Here is a 15,493-nt window from a genome sequence, read left to right as displayed (position 1 = left end):
TTTACACCAACTGCTGTTGCAAGACATACAAGGATTCTAACATTTTTTGCATTTTTACGTGGTCGCCATGATTTAGGACTGCAGGCCCAAGCTTAAATATTCTTTCAATTTTATGCTGTTGATCAATATTAAACAATGATTTCTGATCTAAATACATACCTTGAACTTTCTGTAAAAGTTCTTTTAACTGTTTTTCAGCCAAATCTTTAGAATGTTGAGTTGAAGCAAGCTTGGTATCAATAGAGTTTTTAACCTGTTTAATTTCATCTGGATTTAAGCCATGCGATTGAATATAAGGTTGTTGTGGCTTTTTTTGATTGTCTTTACTTGAAGCAAGCTCCGTTTTTAAAATACCACTTTCATTGATGGAAAAAGTCATATCAACAGACTGTTTACTTTGAAAACCTCCAGTATTCAATTTTACACTGGCCAAGTTTTCTGGAGGTTTTTCTGCTGCAAGCTCACCTTCATCAATAAAAAATGTATGTTCTTTCTCATGATCATCCAACTCTATTTTAACTGTTTTACTTAAAGGTAAGGCTTGTCCCGCTTTAAATAAACGTTTCATACTCATGTTTTTGCGAATACTCATGCTTTGGGGCAGTACATCTTTTAATACAATACTATGTTTTCTTTTTTGGGTTAAAGCATCGCCAAACAAAGCTGCCCCGGCGGAAACAATTTCATCTTGATTGATAATTTTTGCTGCGGTTCTACCAAAAAAGTTGGCTACCTTGTCCATAACCATGGGCATTTTGCATTGCCCGCCAACCAAAACCACATCATCTAAATCTGTTTTTTTCAAACCTGCTCTATCCAAGCTTTGCTGAACAATAATCAGCGTTTTTTCAATGATGGCTCGGCTCATACTCTCAAGGGTTTTCCGGTTTATTTCTTTAGAATAGCTAACAACTTTGCCATTGGGGCCTTTTAAAAAAGGCAGCTCAACCAACACTTTACGATGCACCGACAACTCTTTTTTAATGTTTTCGCTGGCACTGCGCACCTTGTAAGTTAAAACGGGACTGTCTTTGATATAAACTTTGTGTTGTTCCCAAATATCCTGACATAAATGCTCAAACAGATGATAGTCTATATCGCTTCCGCCTAAAAACGTATCTCCGTAACTGCTTAAAACTTTAAAAATATTATTTTCTAATTCAAGCAAACTGATATCAAAGGTTCCACCCCCCAAATCATACACCGCAATATTTTTCTTCTTATCTTCCTGATAATAGCCATAGGCCATAGCCGCGGATGTGGGCTCAGAAATCAAACGTTCTACTTTTAAGTTAGCTAGCTCAGCTGCATCCAACATGGCTTTACGCTGAATATTATTAAAATATGCCGGTACGGTCAGCACTGAGTTTGTGATTTCTTGGCCAAGCTGCTCTTTAAATCGATGTTTGATTTTTTTTAAGATGAAACTGACAACCTGTTCAACACTGTAGGTTTGATTATCAATTAAAATCCTGACCTGATTACGATTACCTTTAATAAGACGGTAAGGATACTTTAATAAGGAGTTTTGAACCTCAATATCAGTAAACTTGCGACCTAACATGCGCTTAACGTCAAAAATGGTACGCCCAGGGTTTACCAGGGCCTGTCTTTGTGCACTCTCACCAACATAGGTTTCACCCTCAACAATAGACACAACACTGGGCAGTGTTTTTTTCTGCTCTCCAAGCTGTAATACCTTCAATTTACCTTTTTTATCTACATACGAAACACTGGTATTGGTGGTTCCTAAATCAATTCCAACTAGCATTGTGTTAATTCTACATCATCCAAGAAAAATAGCTTATTTTCAACCGCTTTTGGGGTGAAATTTTTTATAGACATTTTGCAGATGCTCTAAACTTGTTTGGGTGTAAATTTCAGTGGTCTGAAGATTTTCATGTCCTAAAAGCTCTTGGATTAACCTTAAATCGGTTCCTCTGTTGAGCAAATGCGTGGCAATGCTGTGCCTTAAAACATGTGGACTCATATGACTTTGACTCAAACACGTTAAGGCCAATTGGTTAAGAATATAAAACACCCCTCGCACCGTCAGCCGCTGTCCTCGTAAATTTTTAAAAACTGCCTGACCCGGCTTATCAAGCTGTTCTTCTGGTTTTTTTTGCAAGTCTGATAAATATTTTCGAGCCGGTTGCGATAAAGGAATCATGCGCTGCTTCTTGCCTTTGCCTAAAACCTTAACTTCCGCAAGCGCTAAGTCAAGATCAAGCCAATTTAATGCCACCAGCTCCGACACTCGCAAACCCGAGCCATACAGCAGCTCTAAAATAGCTTTGTCTCGCGTTTGAGTTTTTTCTTTAAACTTAGCCTGCTGAAGAAGTTCTAAGACTTTTTCTTCACTTAATACAACGGGGATTTTTTTCTTAACTTTTGGCCCCTCTACAGACTCATAAAACTTTTCCTGTATCCAGCCTCTTGCATGAGCATATTTAAAAAATGTTTTTAAGCTGGATAAAATCCGCGCCCTTGATTTACCGCTGTGACTTCGATGCATTTTACCCAGGTAGTTTTGTAAATGTTTTTTATTCACTTTTCTGAGTACAATAAGATCAATAGAACTAAGTGTATCTTGCGCCAAAACATACATAAAAAATGATTTTATGTCTTTGCTGTATGCCCTATGCGTATGTTCGGACAGTTTTCTTTCGTACAAAATATAATTAGAAAACTGATCTAAACAATCCACCAAACAAGTGTAACATAAACTATTTAAAAGGCACTGTTTGCTTGGCTCTGATTTACAAAAAATCAATTACATCTTTGGGTATGGCAAGTTCTGAGGCATGAACATGGATCATTTTTTTTAGATACTAAAAGGTACCGGCTACTTTTTGGGACCATTCTTCAAAGTGTTCTTTGGCTCGCTTGTAATGCGCAATTCTTCGGTCTTTTTTTCTTAGCTTTTTTTTGAGCTCTAGAGGTGGGAACAAACCAAAGTTGGTGTTGATGGGCGCAAAGTCACCATGTAAAGGCCCCTCAGTTATATATGCAATCAAAGCTCCCATGGCGGTTTCTTTGGGAGGAACAGTTAAGTCTTGGTTTGTCAAACGTGAAGCAACCGTCAAAGCTGCCCATTGTCCCATGGCGGCTGACTCAACATAGCCTTCAACACCGGTAATTTGACCGGCAAAATAAATGTTCTCATGACTTTTAAGTTGCAGCCTATCATTGAGCAAGTTTGGAGAATCAATGTAAGTATTGCGATGCAAAGAGCCCATTCTCACAAACTCGGCGTCTTGCAATCCAGGTATTTTTTTAAAAATACGTTTCTGCTCACCCCATTTCATACGAGTTTGAAAGCCTACCATGTTGTACATGGTGGTTGGGTCATTTTCTCTGCGCAATTGTAAAACGGCATACGGTATTTTTCCGGTTTTGGGGTCAGGCAAGCCTACGGGCTTCATTGGGCCAAAAGCCAGAGTCTGATCACCTCTATCCACAATCACTTCAATGGGCATACACGACTCAAAACACTTTAATTCTTCAAAGTTATGCGCTTCCACTTTTTCTGCAGCCTTAATGTCTGCAATCAAGGTTTCATACTGCTCTTGGCTTAGAGGGCAATTTAAATAGTCATCCTTATCTTCTTCATAGCGACTGGCAAAATAACACTGATCTAAATCAATAGAATCGGCTTCAATAATTGGAGAAATAGAGTCATAAAAATACAGTGAATCTCTGTTTAAATAGTGTTTTAAGGATTCTGCTAGAGCATCTGATGTTAATGGCCCAGTGGACAAGATATAGATCTCATCAGGATTGATTGTTTTTAATTCTTCTCGTTTAACTTCAATGTTTGGATGCTCTGTGATGGTTTGGGTAATGTAATGGGCAAACTTCTCTCTATCCACAGCCAAGGCTTTACCGGCTGGCACGCTCGAGTGCAATGCAGCCTCTAAAACAATGGAGCCAAAAGCGCGCATTTCATCTTTTAAGATTTTACCGGCGCTAAACTCATTATCCGCGCCCAAAGAATTGCTGCAGACCACTTCAGCAAATTTATCGGTTTCATGCGCTGGTGTTTTAACCTTGGGCCGCATCTCCCATAAAGTTACGTTTAACTCTTTTTTAGCCAGTAACAAAGCGGCTTCACTGCCTGCCATACCCGCACCGACAACATTAATTTTTTTCTGCATAAACTGTATATCTCCTGGTAATTGATTAATGCACTTATCGCTTAATTTTTTTCAATACAACTATATAAAACTGTACAACAAAAATTATTTAAATTCTTGCTTGACAAAAAACCACAGAAAAAGGTAAATGACGCTATGCATTTTAAGTCAAAATTTATTTTATCTTTCATCCTATCTTTTTCCCTACTGTTCAATATTTCTGCTGAAGCAAGAAACATTGTTATCTGGGGCACAGAACACGCGCATATCGGAGACATTGAAGGTGTTGGATGCTACAACGCTCATCTTGAAATGGAAGAAATTTTTAAAACTCATATCAACAGTGGAATGTCTAATACTATTTTTGCCAAGGAACTGGTCAATAAAGAAGAACAATCTGAGTTCTTTGTGCAAATTGATGATGAAGTTCTGCGTAACTACGCTCTGCTCTTTGTTCTTGCTTACGATAGCAACCTAATGCTCAACCAATATTTTGAACTCAGTGCGCTCCATGGTTACGAAGCTTTCATAGAAGATATAAAAAATTTTCTACAGCATGCGCACTATATTTTAAAAGGAGCGTACCCACAGTCTATTACTCCTATCTACACTCAAGTATCTTCAAGTTTTTCGAAAGATTCTTTGCCTTTGGTTTTAGATGATTTTATCCACATTGAGGAGGATAAAGACGCTGATTTTAAAAATTTAAATCAAATGCTTTCTAACATCCAATTGAAAGGTGATACCCTTGAAATAAGAGAGAAATACAGCGAACCGCTGATTGCTTTGATTGAAAAAATTGCGCATGTTTATTTTGATAAATTTATTGCCTCAAATGGGAAAAAATACAATTTGAACAATAGCCAGTTTTGGATGCAGGAAACGTCTCCATTTCGTCAATCTTTTGAGTGGCTTAGTCCAGATCTTTTATTTACTTCAGAAGCTTACAACTACGATGAAGAGTTTGATAAAAAGCACCGAAACAAGTACTTTTATGCTGGAAACTTTATCACTAACCATTTTAGAGAAGTTTTTATGCAAAAAAAACTATCTCAATTGATGCTCAACAATCCTGAAAAAAACATTCTTTTATGGGTGGGTTCCGGGCATGATTGGAGTCTGACATTATCTCTATTGCATCAATTTATACTGAATGTATCAACAGGTAACACGACTTTGTCTGAAAAAGATATTGAATCCATTCAAATTCTCAGTGAAAATGCCCACGATGAGGCATGTAATACCAATTGGGTTTGGCAAAGCACACTTGGCACTGCTGAAGGGAAAAATACAACTTTGCTCCAGTGGGCTAAAAACTTAGGAATGAGAATACCTGCCGCCTATTATGAAAACATCAAGGTTTACTCTGCACAAGGAGGATTGCTGGAATCTTTTGACTTATCCAAAGAAAATCTATCTTTACAGGATATAGAAAGTTATACAAAACAGTTACTCACAAACAACAATTTTGAAGCTGGAACTTACACGATTGACGCTTTAACAGAAGAATCTTCTGAACATAAAAACCAGTTCAAACTGACATTATGAGAAATGCTTATGATGGCCTTTAAACTTTACTCCAACTGCCGTTAAACTGGCGCTCAATTAAGCCCTGCTGCTCTAAATCAACCAAGGCTGTTAACAAATCTTGATCACTTACATCCAACTCTGTTTGTAAGACTTCATCAAAAACGCCTTCTTCTTTACTCAAGTAGCTTATGATATCTTTTTGTAAGCTACTCAGGCTTTGATTGCTCAAATGTTGGTCGGTCTCTTTGGTATTCAATTGCAGATCAAAGTCTTCCAGTATATCTTGCGCTGATAACACTACTTTAGCCCCTTGAGAAATAAGCAAATTGGGCGTGTGCGCCGTTGGCGAATCAATCATTCCGGGCACTGCATACACATCTTTATTGTTTTCAATGGCCAATCTTGCCGTGATACTGGCACCACTTTTTTTTGCCCCTTCAATCAACAACAAGCCTTTTGATAAACCGGCAACAATTCTATTTCTTTGTGGAAAATGATAATTTTTGGGCTTTTGGTCATATAGATACTCGGTCAACACACAACCTGAAGATAAAATCTGCTGCATCATGACTTCATTTTGTTTGGGATAACAGGTTCCTAAACCGTGCCCTAAGACTGCAATGGTAGATTGATTCAGGTCAAGACAAACTTGATGTGCTATGCTGTCTATACCCAAAGCCAAACCACTCACCAAGACTAAACCTTGTTGGCTTAAATCTCTGCATAAACTTTTTGCTACTCTTTGGCCATAACTCGATGGGCGCCGGGTGCCCACCACTGCAAAGTAATGTTGATACGATTGGGGTAAAACACCTTGACCAAATAAGACCAAGGGTGGATCTGCAATTTGTTTTAAACTCAGAGGGTAAACATCATCTTCAACACTCATCATCCATGCCCCATGCCGCTGAAGTTTTTCCATTTCAAGCTTGGCTTGCTCTATAGGTAAGTCGGGTAAGTCGTTTATTATTTTTTCTATTTGCGGATTTGGATGCTGTTTGCTTTTTAAATGCTCCACTAAACCAGCAAAATTCTGACACTGCTGTAAAAGCTGATGCTTTTTCAACAAGGACAAACCTGGCAATAATGAATACGCTAACCAATATACATGCTGCACATCCGATAACTATGCTTTATGTATTTATTGGTCAAGTTCAGGATCAGAAATCTTAACTTGACGCCCCTTAGCAAAACAATTAATACAATGCTATGCGTTATTTTTTGATACTAATCTTTTTTATATCCTTGAAAAACACCTATGCTCAGAGTTTACAGCAGTGGCCTAAACTTTTAATTGATGCCATAACAGAGCTTCGATCTAATATTAAGCCCGAAAAATATGGTTTTGCTTTAAATACTCAAGACATTTCTATTCATAACAATTATCGTGGCAATTACTTTACAGTTTATGATGATTTTTCAGACGTTTTAGATGGATATGAGTGTTATGGACAAGCTGTATATATAAAAAACCATTTAACTGATTTTTTATCAGATCACTCTAACAATCATACCATTCACATTAATCTGGTTGCAGGAAAAGATGAACTGAATCTATGGTCAAATCACAGCTTTGTTCAAGTCAACTTTGATGGAAAAGACTATATCATTGATTTTACCCCGCCTTTTCATCTTCGTATGCCCTCTACCCAAAAACTATCTACTTTACCTTTGCAACATCAAATTAATGAATCTCTAGGCAACGGCGAACTTTTTTTTAGAAATCGTCAACAAGAAAGAAGAATGCAGATTGAAGCATTGGGAGCGCCATATCAGCACACTTATCCCTATAAATATATAAACATAAACCAACAAAATTTTCTTTTTAGTCTATCGATGCTCAGAGACACTGAATTAGACACTTATTATGTTATACTCAATGCCGTTAGACTCACTGGACCTAACTATAAAAATATTCAATCTAAAAAGCAGCTAGAACATATGCAAAGCACTTCAAATCAAAATGTATTAAGCATAAGCAGACAAATTGATTTTTTTAATCAGGAGATATTCTCTGGCCAAGTTAAAGTTTTAGAAAAAAATTTAACCTTGGTTGATAACTTTGATGATTTATATTTGCTAGCCATAGAAAACTTAGATCACTTTATAAATAAGCTCTATATTGATTAATGCAAAAAATAGATTACTCTACAAAAGTTTTTAAAATTTCGCCCACTTCTAGCGCATCTCGAACATCGGTGACGTAAGCCATAGAGCTGTTTTTATAGACTTCAACCAAAACCAGCTTGCCATAAGTTAACTCAGGCATGTTTTTATTGTCTTTTACTGATACCAAAGGATCTCCCTTTCTTACCGCATACAAAATGGTTCCCGGTTTTAATTGGCTTTTTTCACCGATATCAATAAACACATAATCGCCATCACGAATCATAATTTGGTTATCGGTGACACCTAGTATTTTTGCTTTTACATTTTTATTACTTGTTGCAACATCAAAACTGATAATTTGTGGTTGGTAGGCAATAAATTCAAAATCACGCTTAATGGCATAATCACTGCTGATAATAACAGCCTCAATAGTGTTGACCCCAACAGACTTGACTTCAATAACCGCGTTCTTGCGTATAATTTTTCCATACAATTTCCCTGAGTGGGTATTTTGCCGCGCATGCAGCTCGGAAACATGTTCCACCACGTAAAAACGATCCCCCTTCTTGGGCATAGCTATGCCTTGCTTCATTTTAATGTAAACAAGATCACTTTCCGTTAACTCTCTTTTATTGGCCAGAGCATGACTGATATGACCTTGAATTTTTAAATTTTTTTCTGCCAAGAAAAAAATAGGGCGCAACACCATTTTTGAACCATCGTTGTATACAATGGTCTTACCTGAAAAACCATTGTTGGCATAAGGATCATTGTAGGCATTCTGATTACTTCTACCACCCTCGTCTTTATTGCTAAAACCCATATCAGGGTAACTACGGTTAGACCCTTCATCAAAATAAAGTTTGTCACCAGGGTAAATCAAATGTGGGTTTTCAATGTAGGTGTTGAGTTTCCATAACTTTGGCCAGTACCAAGGGTTATCCAATAATCGATCACAAATATCCCATAAGGTATCGCCTTTCACAATAATGTATTCACCGGTTTGATTGGGAATATTGCGTAAAGTTCCTGGACGTTGTGAGGACGCCGCTCCTTGTGGACCCAAGACTTCAATATCTGAATAGTTAGGAATTGTTGTAGTTTGCTGCTGACTACTTTCAGCTTGCTGATCTGATATTTCTTGTTGTGAAGGTTGTTGTTTTGGAATGGGAGAGTTTAAAGCTTGCGCCTGTGATTCAAAACTCATGAACATCAGACAAACAAACATCATTTTGACTATAATTCTCATGCTTTATACAATTGTCTCTTAAAGCCGTAACTTATACAAGTTTAGTTAACAAGTTTGGCCAAAAATTTTTTCTTGGCTTTTTGTGTACTGGGATGCCCTGGATAAGTTTTAATTAAGCTTAATAAAGACTGCTTTGCTTCATCTTCTTGCGAGGTTTTGATCAAACAGGCTGTTTTTTTATACAATGACTCTGGAATTTTATTTTCTTGTGGATACTCACTCAACACCCGCTCATAGTATAGTAATGCTTGTGGGCAATTGCTTTCATTGTAGTAAGACTCTGCCAACCAAAACAAGGCATTATCTGCATAGGTATGTTTGGGATAGTCATTTAAAAAATCTAAAAAACTTTTTCTTGCTGTTTTGTACTCACCGACTTGATAAAGTTTATAAGCTGAATTGTACAAATTTAAGGCTTTGTTGGTTTTTTTTATCTTATTTTTTGTGGGTGCTGCTTTTGTTTTTACTGCTCTTGAGTACTTATTTTTTAAGTCGGCATTGGTCCATTTAGCTTGTTTTACCGGTTTTAACTGACCCACACCTAAAAAATTTTCTGACGCTACTTTCAGTGTTGCATTGGTTTGTGTCTCATCTAATGGTACATAGTCCGATTTTGCCTGTTCTGACTTCACTTGCATGGTTTCCATGGCATCACGCATAACATTCATTTGATCTGTGACGTGATCTAAACGGTTCTCTAAGATTTTTATTTGTGTTTGCAAGTCATCCATTTTCTTTGCATCTTCTAAATTATTGATGGCCACTGTTTTAGATGCACACGCACTGAAGAAAATCAGCATAAAAAAGCCTATGAACAGAAATTTCGTATTAATGTGCGTCAACATTGAACAACTCTCAATTACCAAATGGAAGATTGTAAATGACCTTCACGACGAATCAAAACATCGACCAAGGCTTTTTCAAAAAAATTAAAGCTTTGCAAAATTTCAGGATCAACTTTACTTTGGTAATGCTTACGACCCTCTTCTATTTCTTCATTCAACACTTCAAATAAATTATCTTCAACAATGCCTTTTTTGATTTTATCTTCATTGTACAAAGCAATGTCAGAAGCAATGGCTCTAGCCAAACGATTGGCTGCTTCGTTATCTTTAATTAAACTCATGGTATCCATCTCCGCCTAAGTTTGTTCTAGTTCTGTATTCCAATAACTGTAATCTACCACATTGAGAAAAGGTTTCCACTCTGCATAAACTTTTTTACGCATTGAAAAAAATAAACTTTCCTTCCAATTGGGTGCTTTGGGTTGTTTGAGCAACTTCATTCCCGCTTCACTGGGAGTGCGACCACCTTTTTTGAGGTTACATTTGATGCAACTGCACACAATGTTTTTCCAAGATGTCACCCCACCTTTAACTCTTGGGACAACATGATCCAAATTAAGTTCTGACTTAGGATATACTTTTGCACAATATTGACAGGTGTTTTGATCGCGCACAAAAATATTATGCCGACTCAATTTAACTGTATTGCGGGGTAATTTATCATAGACTTGTAAAACAATGACCCTGGGAACTTTAATTATTTTATCCACCAAGCCTAAACCTGATTCATCCTTTGCAACACTCAACTCTGACCAAGACTCAAAATCAAAAGTCTGAAAATTCTCATCAACGATTTTGGCAACATCCATATAAATCATGCAAATTGCACGTTTTAAAGACGTAATGTGAATCGGAGAAAAGCAACGATTCAACACCAAGACTTTGGACTCTGCCATAACTCCAGTCAAACGATAAGCTCCATGATAGAGAAATTTAAGACCATGTCTCTATTGTCCCTATTTTTAAGCCTAAGGTCAAGTTCTTGACAATTAAAGGTTACAGACTTGGTATGGCTCTAAAGTAGAGTTATAATTTACACTTGAAGTGTTACAGGTCATATCGGCCTCACCGATAAAAAAAGTTGAATCGGTCGAGATTATTCTCACTTGAACATCACAATTGGCTTTGCCTTTAACGTAGGCCATAAATCGCTGATCTACAGCATTATTAAGGTCTATAAAATAAAGCGTTTCTTGACACACGTTACCGTTATAATGATTGGTAAAAAAGCACTCTTTTGCAGAATCTTGTTCTGACTGATTACTGGACTCATCCACAACACCGCAATCCACTCCATCAAGGTCCTCTAAATCCATTTGATAGTTATTCAGTAAATTATTGAAACTACTAATTGGTGTAGCAATACTGGGGTTTCCTGTCCCAGTTCCACAAGAAGACATAAAGATTGCCAGTATTGTACCAATCATTTTTATACTATATTTACTCATCATTCTTATCCAATCGAAACAGCTGTATTGAAAGCTGATAAACTGCATTATAGTTTTTTGATTTAACAAACATTTTATCTAAATGATCTCTAAATTCATGAATCATTTCAAATGCTTTGGGTAAATCTTGTTTATTAACGGCTACCGTTAATGTTGAAAAACAACGCTCCACATCACTTTGCTCTTTAAGGGCATCTGATGCAATCTTTAAGAGATGTTGATAGTAATCATAGACTCTACTGGATTTTATCAAGTTTGGGGTCTGCATGCTTTGCTCAACAGGTCTATAATTCCCATCACTGTTTTTCTTAATCAGATGGAGGGATTCAAGTTCTTCAAGCGCTGTTTTCACTTGCTCTGGACTAAGTGCATAATTTAACTTTTTTGCAATGGCCTTTGGACTTTGTTGTTTAAGGTTAAGCAACAAAATTTCTTTAATCACCAGGGTATAAAACGATGCATAAACGCTGTATTGATCTTTTTGCAATATACTTTTTTGCTTCAGGTCAAGAATAGCTCGCATTTGTTTTTGATAAAAAGCTCTATCTTTTTCTGTTTTGGCTTGATTGAACAAGACCAAATTTTTAAAAAATTCTGCTTGCTTTTCATCAAACTCTAAGGCTTCACAAAAACCTCTTAAATTTTTGTAAGTAAGGTTACGCTTCCCATCCATAATCAGTTTCATGTAATTGGGTGAGTTTAAGCCTGCTTTTTCCGCAAAAAGTTTATAGCTAAACGATTTTGAATTGCGCTTTTTGAGCTGGTAGAAATCTCTTAAGAAGTTCCGATAGTTCATATATGCAAATAAATTGATCTCTTTCATGGTGGCTACTTCTTTATTATATCAGTAATACTCCACTCTTGCGCAACATCCAAGTCTATTTTTTAACATTTGTTAAAAAAATCTCTCAAAAGGGGCACTTTAATCACAAACAAATTTTAATACGCTTTATAATTTTAGACATAAAATAATGCCCTGAGATGGAAAAGGAGAAAACCATGAAAATAACCTTAACTATGTTTTTAAGTCTTATGTTTTTAGCATCGTGTTCAGATCAGTCGACTTTTACAATCAATACTGAAGAACTTGATAGTTTTGAATATTACAGTGGCGGTGGATTTACCCCTCTTGGATTTGTAAATCACAACAATATTACAGTGAACCTTGTAGAGTCTACCATCACTGGAGACATTCACAATTCCGATAATACTGAACAATGCTCTATCAGCTATGCCTTAAATACAGATATGATGGATAGCTTAATCACTGCTATGGATTCAGCAAACTATGCAATAGCAGATAGTTCTGTATACTCTGCTGACGGTCCAAATGCTTATGTTATCGTTGCTGGTGAAAAAATATACTTTTTAACTGGCTCAACACCCAATCAGACATATTATAAATTTATAAACGGTAGCGGACAAGCTATGCATGATCTAATCAAGATCTTTATTGACAACGCTAGAAATGAAACTCCTGGATGCAACCCTTAATAGTTTTATTTCATTAAAAAAAAATGTTACAGCCCTATGTATATTTTAAATGCAACACATCAAAACACTGTGTTGCATTTTAATATCTAATCAATACTTATATGTTTTTAAGCAGCGCTGCTGCCAATGTATATAAATTGGGTGAATCCGATTGAATTAGCTTTTCTTTAAGGCTCTTGTCCTCATCCAAAATTTTTTGTGTTCTGTACAGCAGCAGCATCTCTAAAAGTTCTCTGAGCTCACGCTTGCGGCTACGTAACAGTTCTTTTTCTGATTTTTGATCTTGTTTTAAAAACGCCCTGTGCTCATTGATGGCTTGCCACAGCTCATCCACACCTTCACCGTTTGTAGCTTGAGTTTGAATGATTTTGGGTTGCCATGCACTTTTATTGGAACCCATGGATAACATGGATTCAATATCAAACACCACTTGATCTGCACCATCTCTGTCTTTTTTATTCACCACATAAACATCAGCAATTTCAAGCATTCCTGCTTTAAGTGCTTGAATGGCATCTCCAGCTTCTGGGACCAAGACCACCACCGTGGTATCCACCACTTCAACAACTGAAGTCTCACTTTGACCAGCGCCCACGGTTTCCACCATAAGCTCTTCTAAACCAAAAGCAGATAAAAGATGAATAAAAGCCCTGGTCGCAAAAGAAATACCGCCTGTTTTACCACGACTGCCCATGCTTCGGATGTACACATTTTCATCGCCACTGTGTCGCTGCATGCGAATTCTATCACCTAAAACAGCACCACCGGTAAATGGACTGGTTGGATCAACAGCCACCACACCCACTTTTTTATTTTGATCGCGCAAATGTTTGATGGATGCATCCACCAAAGTACTTTTCCCGGCTCCTGCTGGACCGGTTATCCCAACGCTAGGAGCTTGTTGACTTTTACCCCACAATAACTCCAAAGCGTCAAAGGCTTTGGGATTTTGTTCTTCAACAATCGATAACAAGCGCGCTAGTGCCCGTCTATCACCGGCTAACAATTGATTTACGATTTGTTCCATAAGTTATGAATTGAATTAAAAAATGCTTTACCTTGATCACACCCTAAAACGGCTTCACAGCAACGTTCGGGATGCGGCATCAAGCCCATTACTTGTTTATTTTCACTGATCAAGCCGGCAATGGCATGTTTTGAACCGTTGACATTGCTTGTATCATTAAGTTGACCGTCTTGATCACAGTATCTTAAGACCACTTGGCCTTTATTTTCTAAGGTGTTTAAAGTTTCTTCATCTGCATAATAACGACCATCGGCATGGGCAATGGGCAGCTGAATAACTTGCTGCTGTTGATACTGGTTCAAAAAGGGGTTGTCATTGTTTTCAACCTTAAGATAGACCTTATCACTGATAAATTTTGCCTCTTTGTTGCGGGTGAGTGCCCCAGGCAGCAAGCCCAATTCCAAGAGGATTTGAAAACCATTGCAAATGCCTAAAACATGCCCCCCTTGGGCAATAAAATCTTGAATATTCTCTAAAGCTGGGGAAAACTTGGCCATGGCTCCAGAACGTAAATAGTCTCCATAGGAAAAACCACCAGGCAAAACCAAAAGATTGTAATCCTCTGCAGATAAAGCCTCGTCATGCCAGTGATACTGAGTGTTTAGTCCCATAAGTGTGTCAAACACATGATAGGTTTCCTGGTCACAATTGGTTCCAGGAAAAACCACAACCCCTACTTGCGCTTTTTTTGCCTGTGATAATGTCATACCCGAGCAATCTAGAGTCTTTCAGTGTTTTGGTCAATATCTATTTATTTTAGAAAAAAATCCGTCTTTTTTAATCCATGCTGAATACCTTAACACTTGTTTTGACACAAAAGCGATGGACACTTACTTTTTCTTTGACTGAAAATATGCAAACAGTAGTATGATTTTCAATCTATGAAAGTTATTGGAATGACTGGCGGAATTGCCTGTGGAAAAAGCATGGTTTCCAAATATCTAGTTCAACTTGGCCACCCCCTTATTGATGCTGATGAAGAGGTTAAAGCGCTTTATAACACTGAAGAAACAAAAAATTTTATTCTTCATACCTTTGGTACTTTAGATAAACGCGAGCTTAGAAGCATTGTTTTTAATAACGAAACACAAAAACATATCCTTGAACAGCATCTGCACCCCCGCGTTTACCGCAACATTTTACAGAAAATTCAAGGCTTTCAGAAAAAGCCGCAAGGCCCCTACCTGTTTGTTGTCATTCCCCTGTTGTTTGAATCCAGGCATATTTACCCTTTTGACCATGTATGCTGCATCTCATGCAGTCCCAAAGTTCAGCTAGAGAGATTGATGGCAAGAGATGAACACAGCACGGAAATGGCAGAAAAAATTATTCAACAGCAATTGCCCCTGGCTTACAAAGAATCTCAATCTGATCATGTCATCCATAACAATGGCACAGAAGATCAACTCCTGCACTCCATTGAGCAATGGCTAGAGGACTTGAAATAAATCCAATCCACGCAAGCCTTTTATCTATTGCCCCATTAGAAAACCTATGTTCAAGCCTATGTTGATATTATCTTTGTTTTGAAGCCGCTCATGTCCCAAAAAAAGTAAAGACGCCTAAATTTTGCACAGCCACGATACGTATTTTATACATTTAATTTCAACTATTTAGATAAGAAAACTTTTGGCATGCATCTTGTTATATAATTA

At 37.3% G+C, this 15,493-nt stretch carries 16 protein-coding genes; 4 read left to right on the top strand and 12 right to left on the bottom strand.

What is annotated here, in order from left to right:
• Position 1: 1 nt before the first annotated feature.
• From MRY82_00995 to trmFO, 3 genes are all read right to left on the bottom strand, one after another.
• Positions 2 to 1,771, bottom strand: a complete 1,770-nt coding sequence (locus MRY82_00995; protein MCI5071505.1) for an Hsp70 family protein — start codon at positions 1,769 to 1,771, stop codon at positions 2 to 4.
• Positions 1,772 to 1,810: 39 nt separating this feature from the next.
• Positions 1,811 to 2,707 (bottom strand): tyrosine-type recombinase/integrase, encoded by an 897-nt coding sequence (locus MRY82_00990; protein MCI5071504.1) that lies wholly within the window; start codon positions 2,705 to 2,707, stop codon positions 1,811 to 1,813.
• 124 nt (positions 2,708 to 2,831) lie between these two features.
• Positions 2,832 to 4,157, bottom strand: coding sequence for a methylenetetrahydrofolate--tRNA-(uracil(54)-C(5))-methyltransferase (FADH(2)-oxidizing) TrmFO (gene trmFO, locus MRY82_00985; GenBank protein ID MCI5071503.1), 1,326 nt, complete (start codon positions 4,155 to 4,157; stop codon positions 2,832 to 2,834).
• A 135-nt stretch (positions 4,158 to 4,292) separates the two neighbouring features.
• On the opposite strand from trmFO, the gene MRY82_00980 reads away from it, so the two are divergent.
• Positions 4,293 to 5,684, top strand: a complete 1,392-nt coding sequence (locus tag MRY82_00980) for a hypothetical protein (GenBank protein ID MCI5071502.1) — start codon at positions 4,293 to 4,295, stop codon at positions 5,682 to 5,684.
• A gap of 19 nt (positions 5,685 to 5,703) precedes the next feature.
• Here MRY82_00980 and dprA read toward each other — a convergent pair whose 3' ends face one another.
• Positions 5,704 to 6,783, bottom strand: a complete 1,080-nt coding sequence (dprA, locus tag MRY82_00975; protein ID MCI5071501.1) for a DNA-processing protein DprA — start codon at positions 6,781 to 6,783, stop codon at positions 5,704 to 5,706.
• 128 nt (positions 6,784 to 6,911) lie between these two features.
• On the opposite strand from dprA, the gene MRY82_00970 reads away from it, so the two are divergent.
• Positions 6,912 to 7,796: a hypothetical protein gene (locus MRY82_00970; GenBank protein MCI5071500.1), complete on the top strand. Its 885-nt coding sequence runs from the start codon at positions 6,912 to 6,914 to the stop codon at positions 7,794 to 7,796.
• A 13-nt stretch (positions 7,797 to 7,809) separates the two neighbouring features.
• Here the strand turns inward: MRY82_00970 and MRY82_00965 are convergent, their stop codons facing one another.
• From MRY82_00965 to MRY82_00940, 6 genes are all read right to left on the bottom strand, one after another.
• Entirely contained in the window at positions 7,810 to 9,024 is a 1,215-nt protein-coding gene (locus tag MRY82_00965; protein ID MCI5071499.1) for a LysM peptidoglycan-binding domain-containing protein, read from the bottom strand.
• 41 nt (positions 9,025 to 9,065) lie between these two features.
• Positions 9,066 to 9,824 carry a tol-pal system protein YbgF gene (gene ybgF, locus MRY82_00960; GenBank protein MCI5071498.1) on the bottom strand — a complete coding sequence of 253 codons (759 nt, stop codon included), beginning with the start codon at positions 9,822 to 9,824 and terminating at the stop codon, positions 9,066 to 9,068.
• Between the two features lie 59 nt (positions 9,825 to 9,883).
• Positions 9,884 to 10,150, bottom strand: coding sequence for a hypothetical protein (locus tag MRY82_00955; protein ID MCI5071497.1), 267 nt, complete (start codon positions 10,148 to 10,150; stop codon positions 9,884 to 9,886).
• Positions 10,151 to 10,165: 15 nt separating this feature from the next.
• Positions 10,166 to 10,765, bottom strand: coding sequence for an HNH endonuclease (locus tag MRY82_00950; GenBank protein MCI5071496.1), 600 nt, complete (start codon positions 10,763 to 10,765; stop codon positions 10,166 to 10,168).
• 93 nt (positions 10,766 to 10,858) lie between these two features.
• Positions 10,859 to 11,320 (bottom strand): hypothetical protein, encoded by a 462-nt coding sequence (locus MRY82_00945; GenBank protein ID MCI5071495.1) that lies wholly within the window; start codon positions 11,318 to 11,320, stop codon positions 10,859 to 10,861.
• Positions 11,310 to 12,140, bottom strand: coding sequence for a TIGR02147 family protein (locus MRY82_00940; GenBank protein MCI5071494.1), 831 nt, complete (start codon positions 12,138 to 12,140; stop codon positions 11,310 to 11,312). Before MRY82_00940 ends, MRY82_00945 begins: the two co-directional genes overlap by 11 nt.
• Positions 12,141 to 12,316: 176 nt before the next feature.
• Between MRY82_00940 and MRY82_00935 the strand changes: the two genes are divergently transcribed.
• Entirely contained in the window at positions 12,317 to 12,811 is a 495-nt protein-coding gene (locus tag MRY82_00935; GenBank protein ID MCI5071493.1) for a hypothetical protein, read from the top strand.
• A 97-nt stretch (positions 12,812 to 12,908) separates the two neighbouring features.
• Here MRY82_00935 and meaB read toward each other — a convergent pair whose 3' ends face one another.
• Positions 12,909 to 13,838: a methylmalonyl Co-A mutase-associated GTPase MeaB gene (gene meaB, locus MRY82_00930; protein MCI5071492.1), complete on the bottom strand. Its 930-nt coding sequence runs from the start codon at positions 13,836 to 13,838 to the stop codon at positions 12,909 to 12,911.
• Entirely contained in the window at positions 13,823 to 14,545 is a 723-nt protein-coding gene (purQ, locus tag MRY82_00925; GenBank protein MCI5071491.1) for a phosphoribosylformylglycinamidine synthase subunit PurQ, read from the bottom strand. Before purQ ends, meaB begins: the two co-directional genes overlap by 16 nt.
• A gap of 174 nt (positions 14,546 to 14,719) precedes the next feature.
• Between purQ and coaE the strand changes: the two genes are divergently transcribed.
• The gene (gene coaE, locus MRY82_00920; GenBank protein MCI5071490.1) at positions 14,720 to 15,286 is read left to right on the top strand and encodes a dephospho-CoA kinase; all 567 of its coding nucleotides are present in this window, start codon (positions 14,720 to 14,722) and stop codon (positions 15,284 to 15,286) included.
• The last annotated feature ends 207 nt before the right edge of the window (positions 15,287 to 15,493 follow it).

Source organism: bacterium (assembly GCA_022763185.1).
Classification (GTDB): domain Bacteria; phylum Bdellovibrionota_G; class JALEGL01; order JALEGL01; family JALEGL01; genus JALEGL01.
The sequence above is the reverse complement of the archived record's forward strand: the minus strand, read 5'-3'. Positions and strand labels throughout refer to the sequence as shown.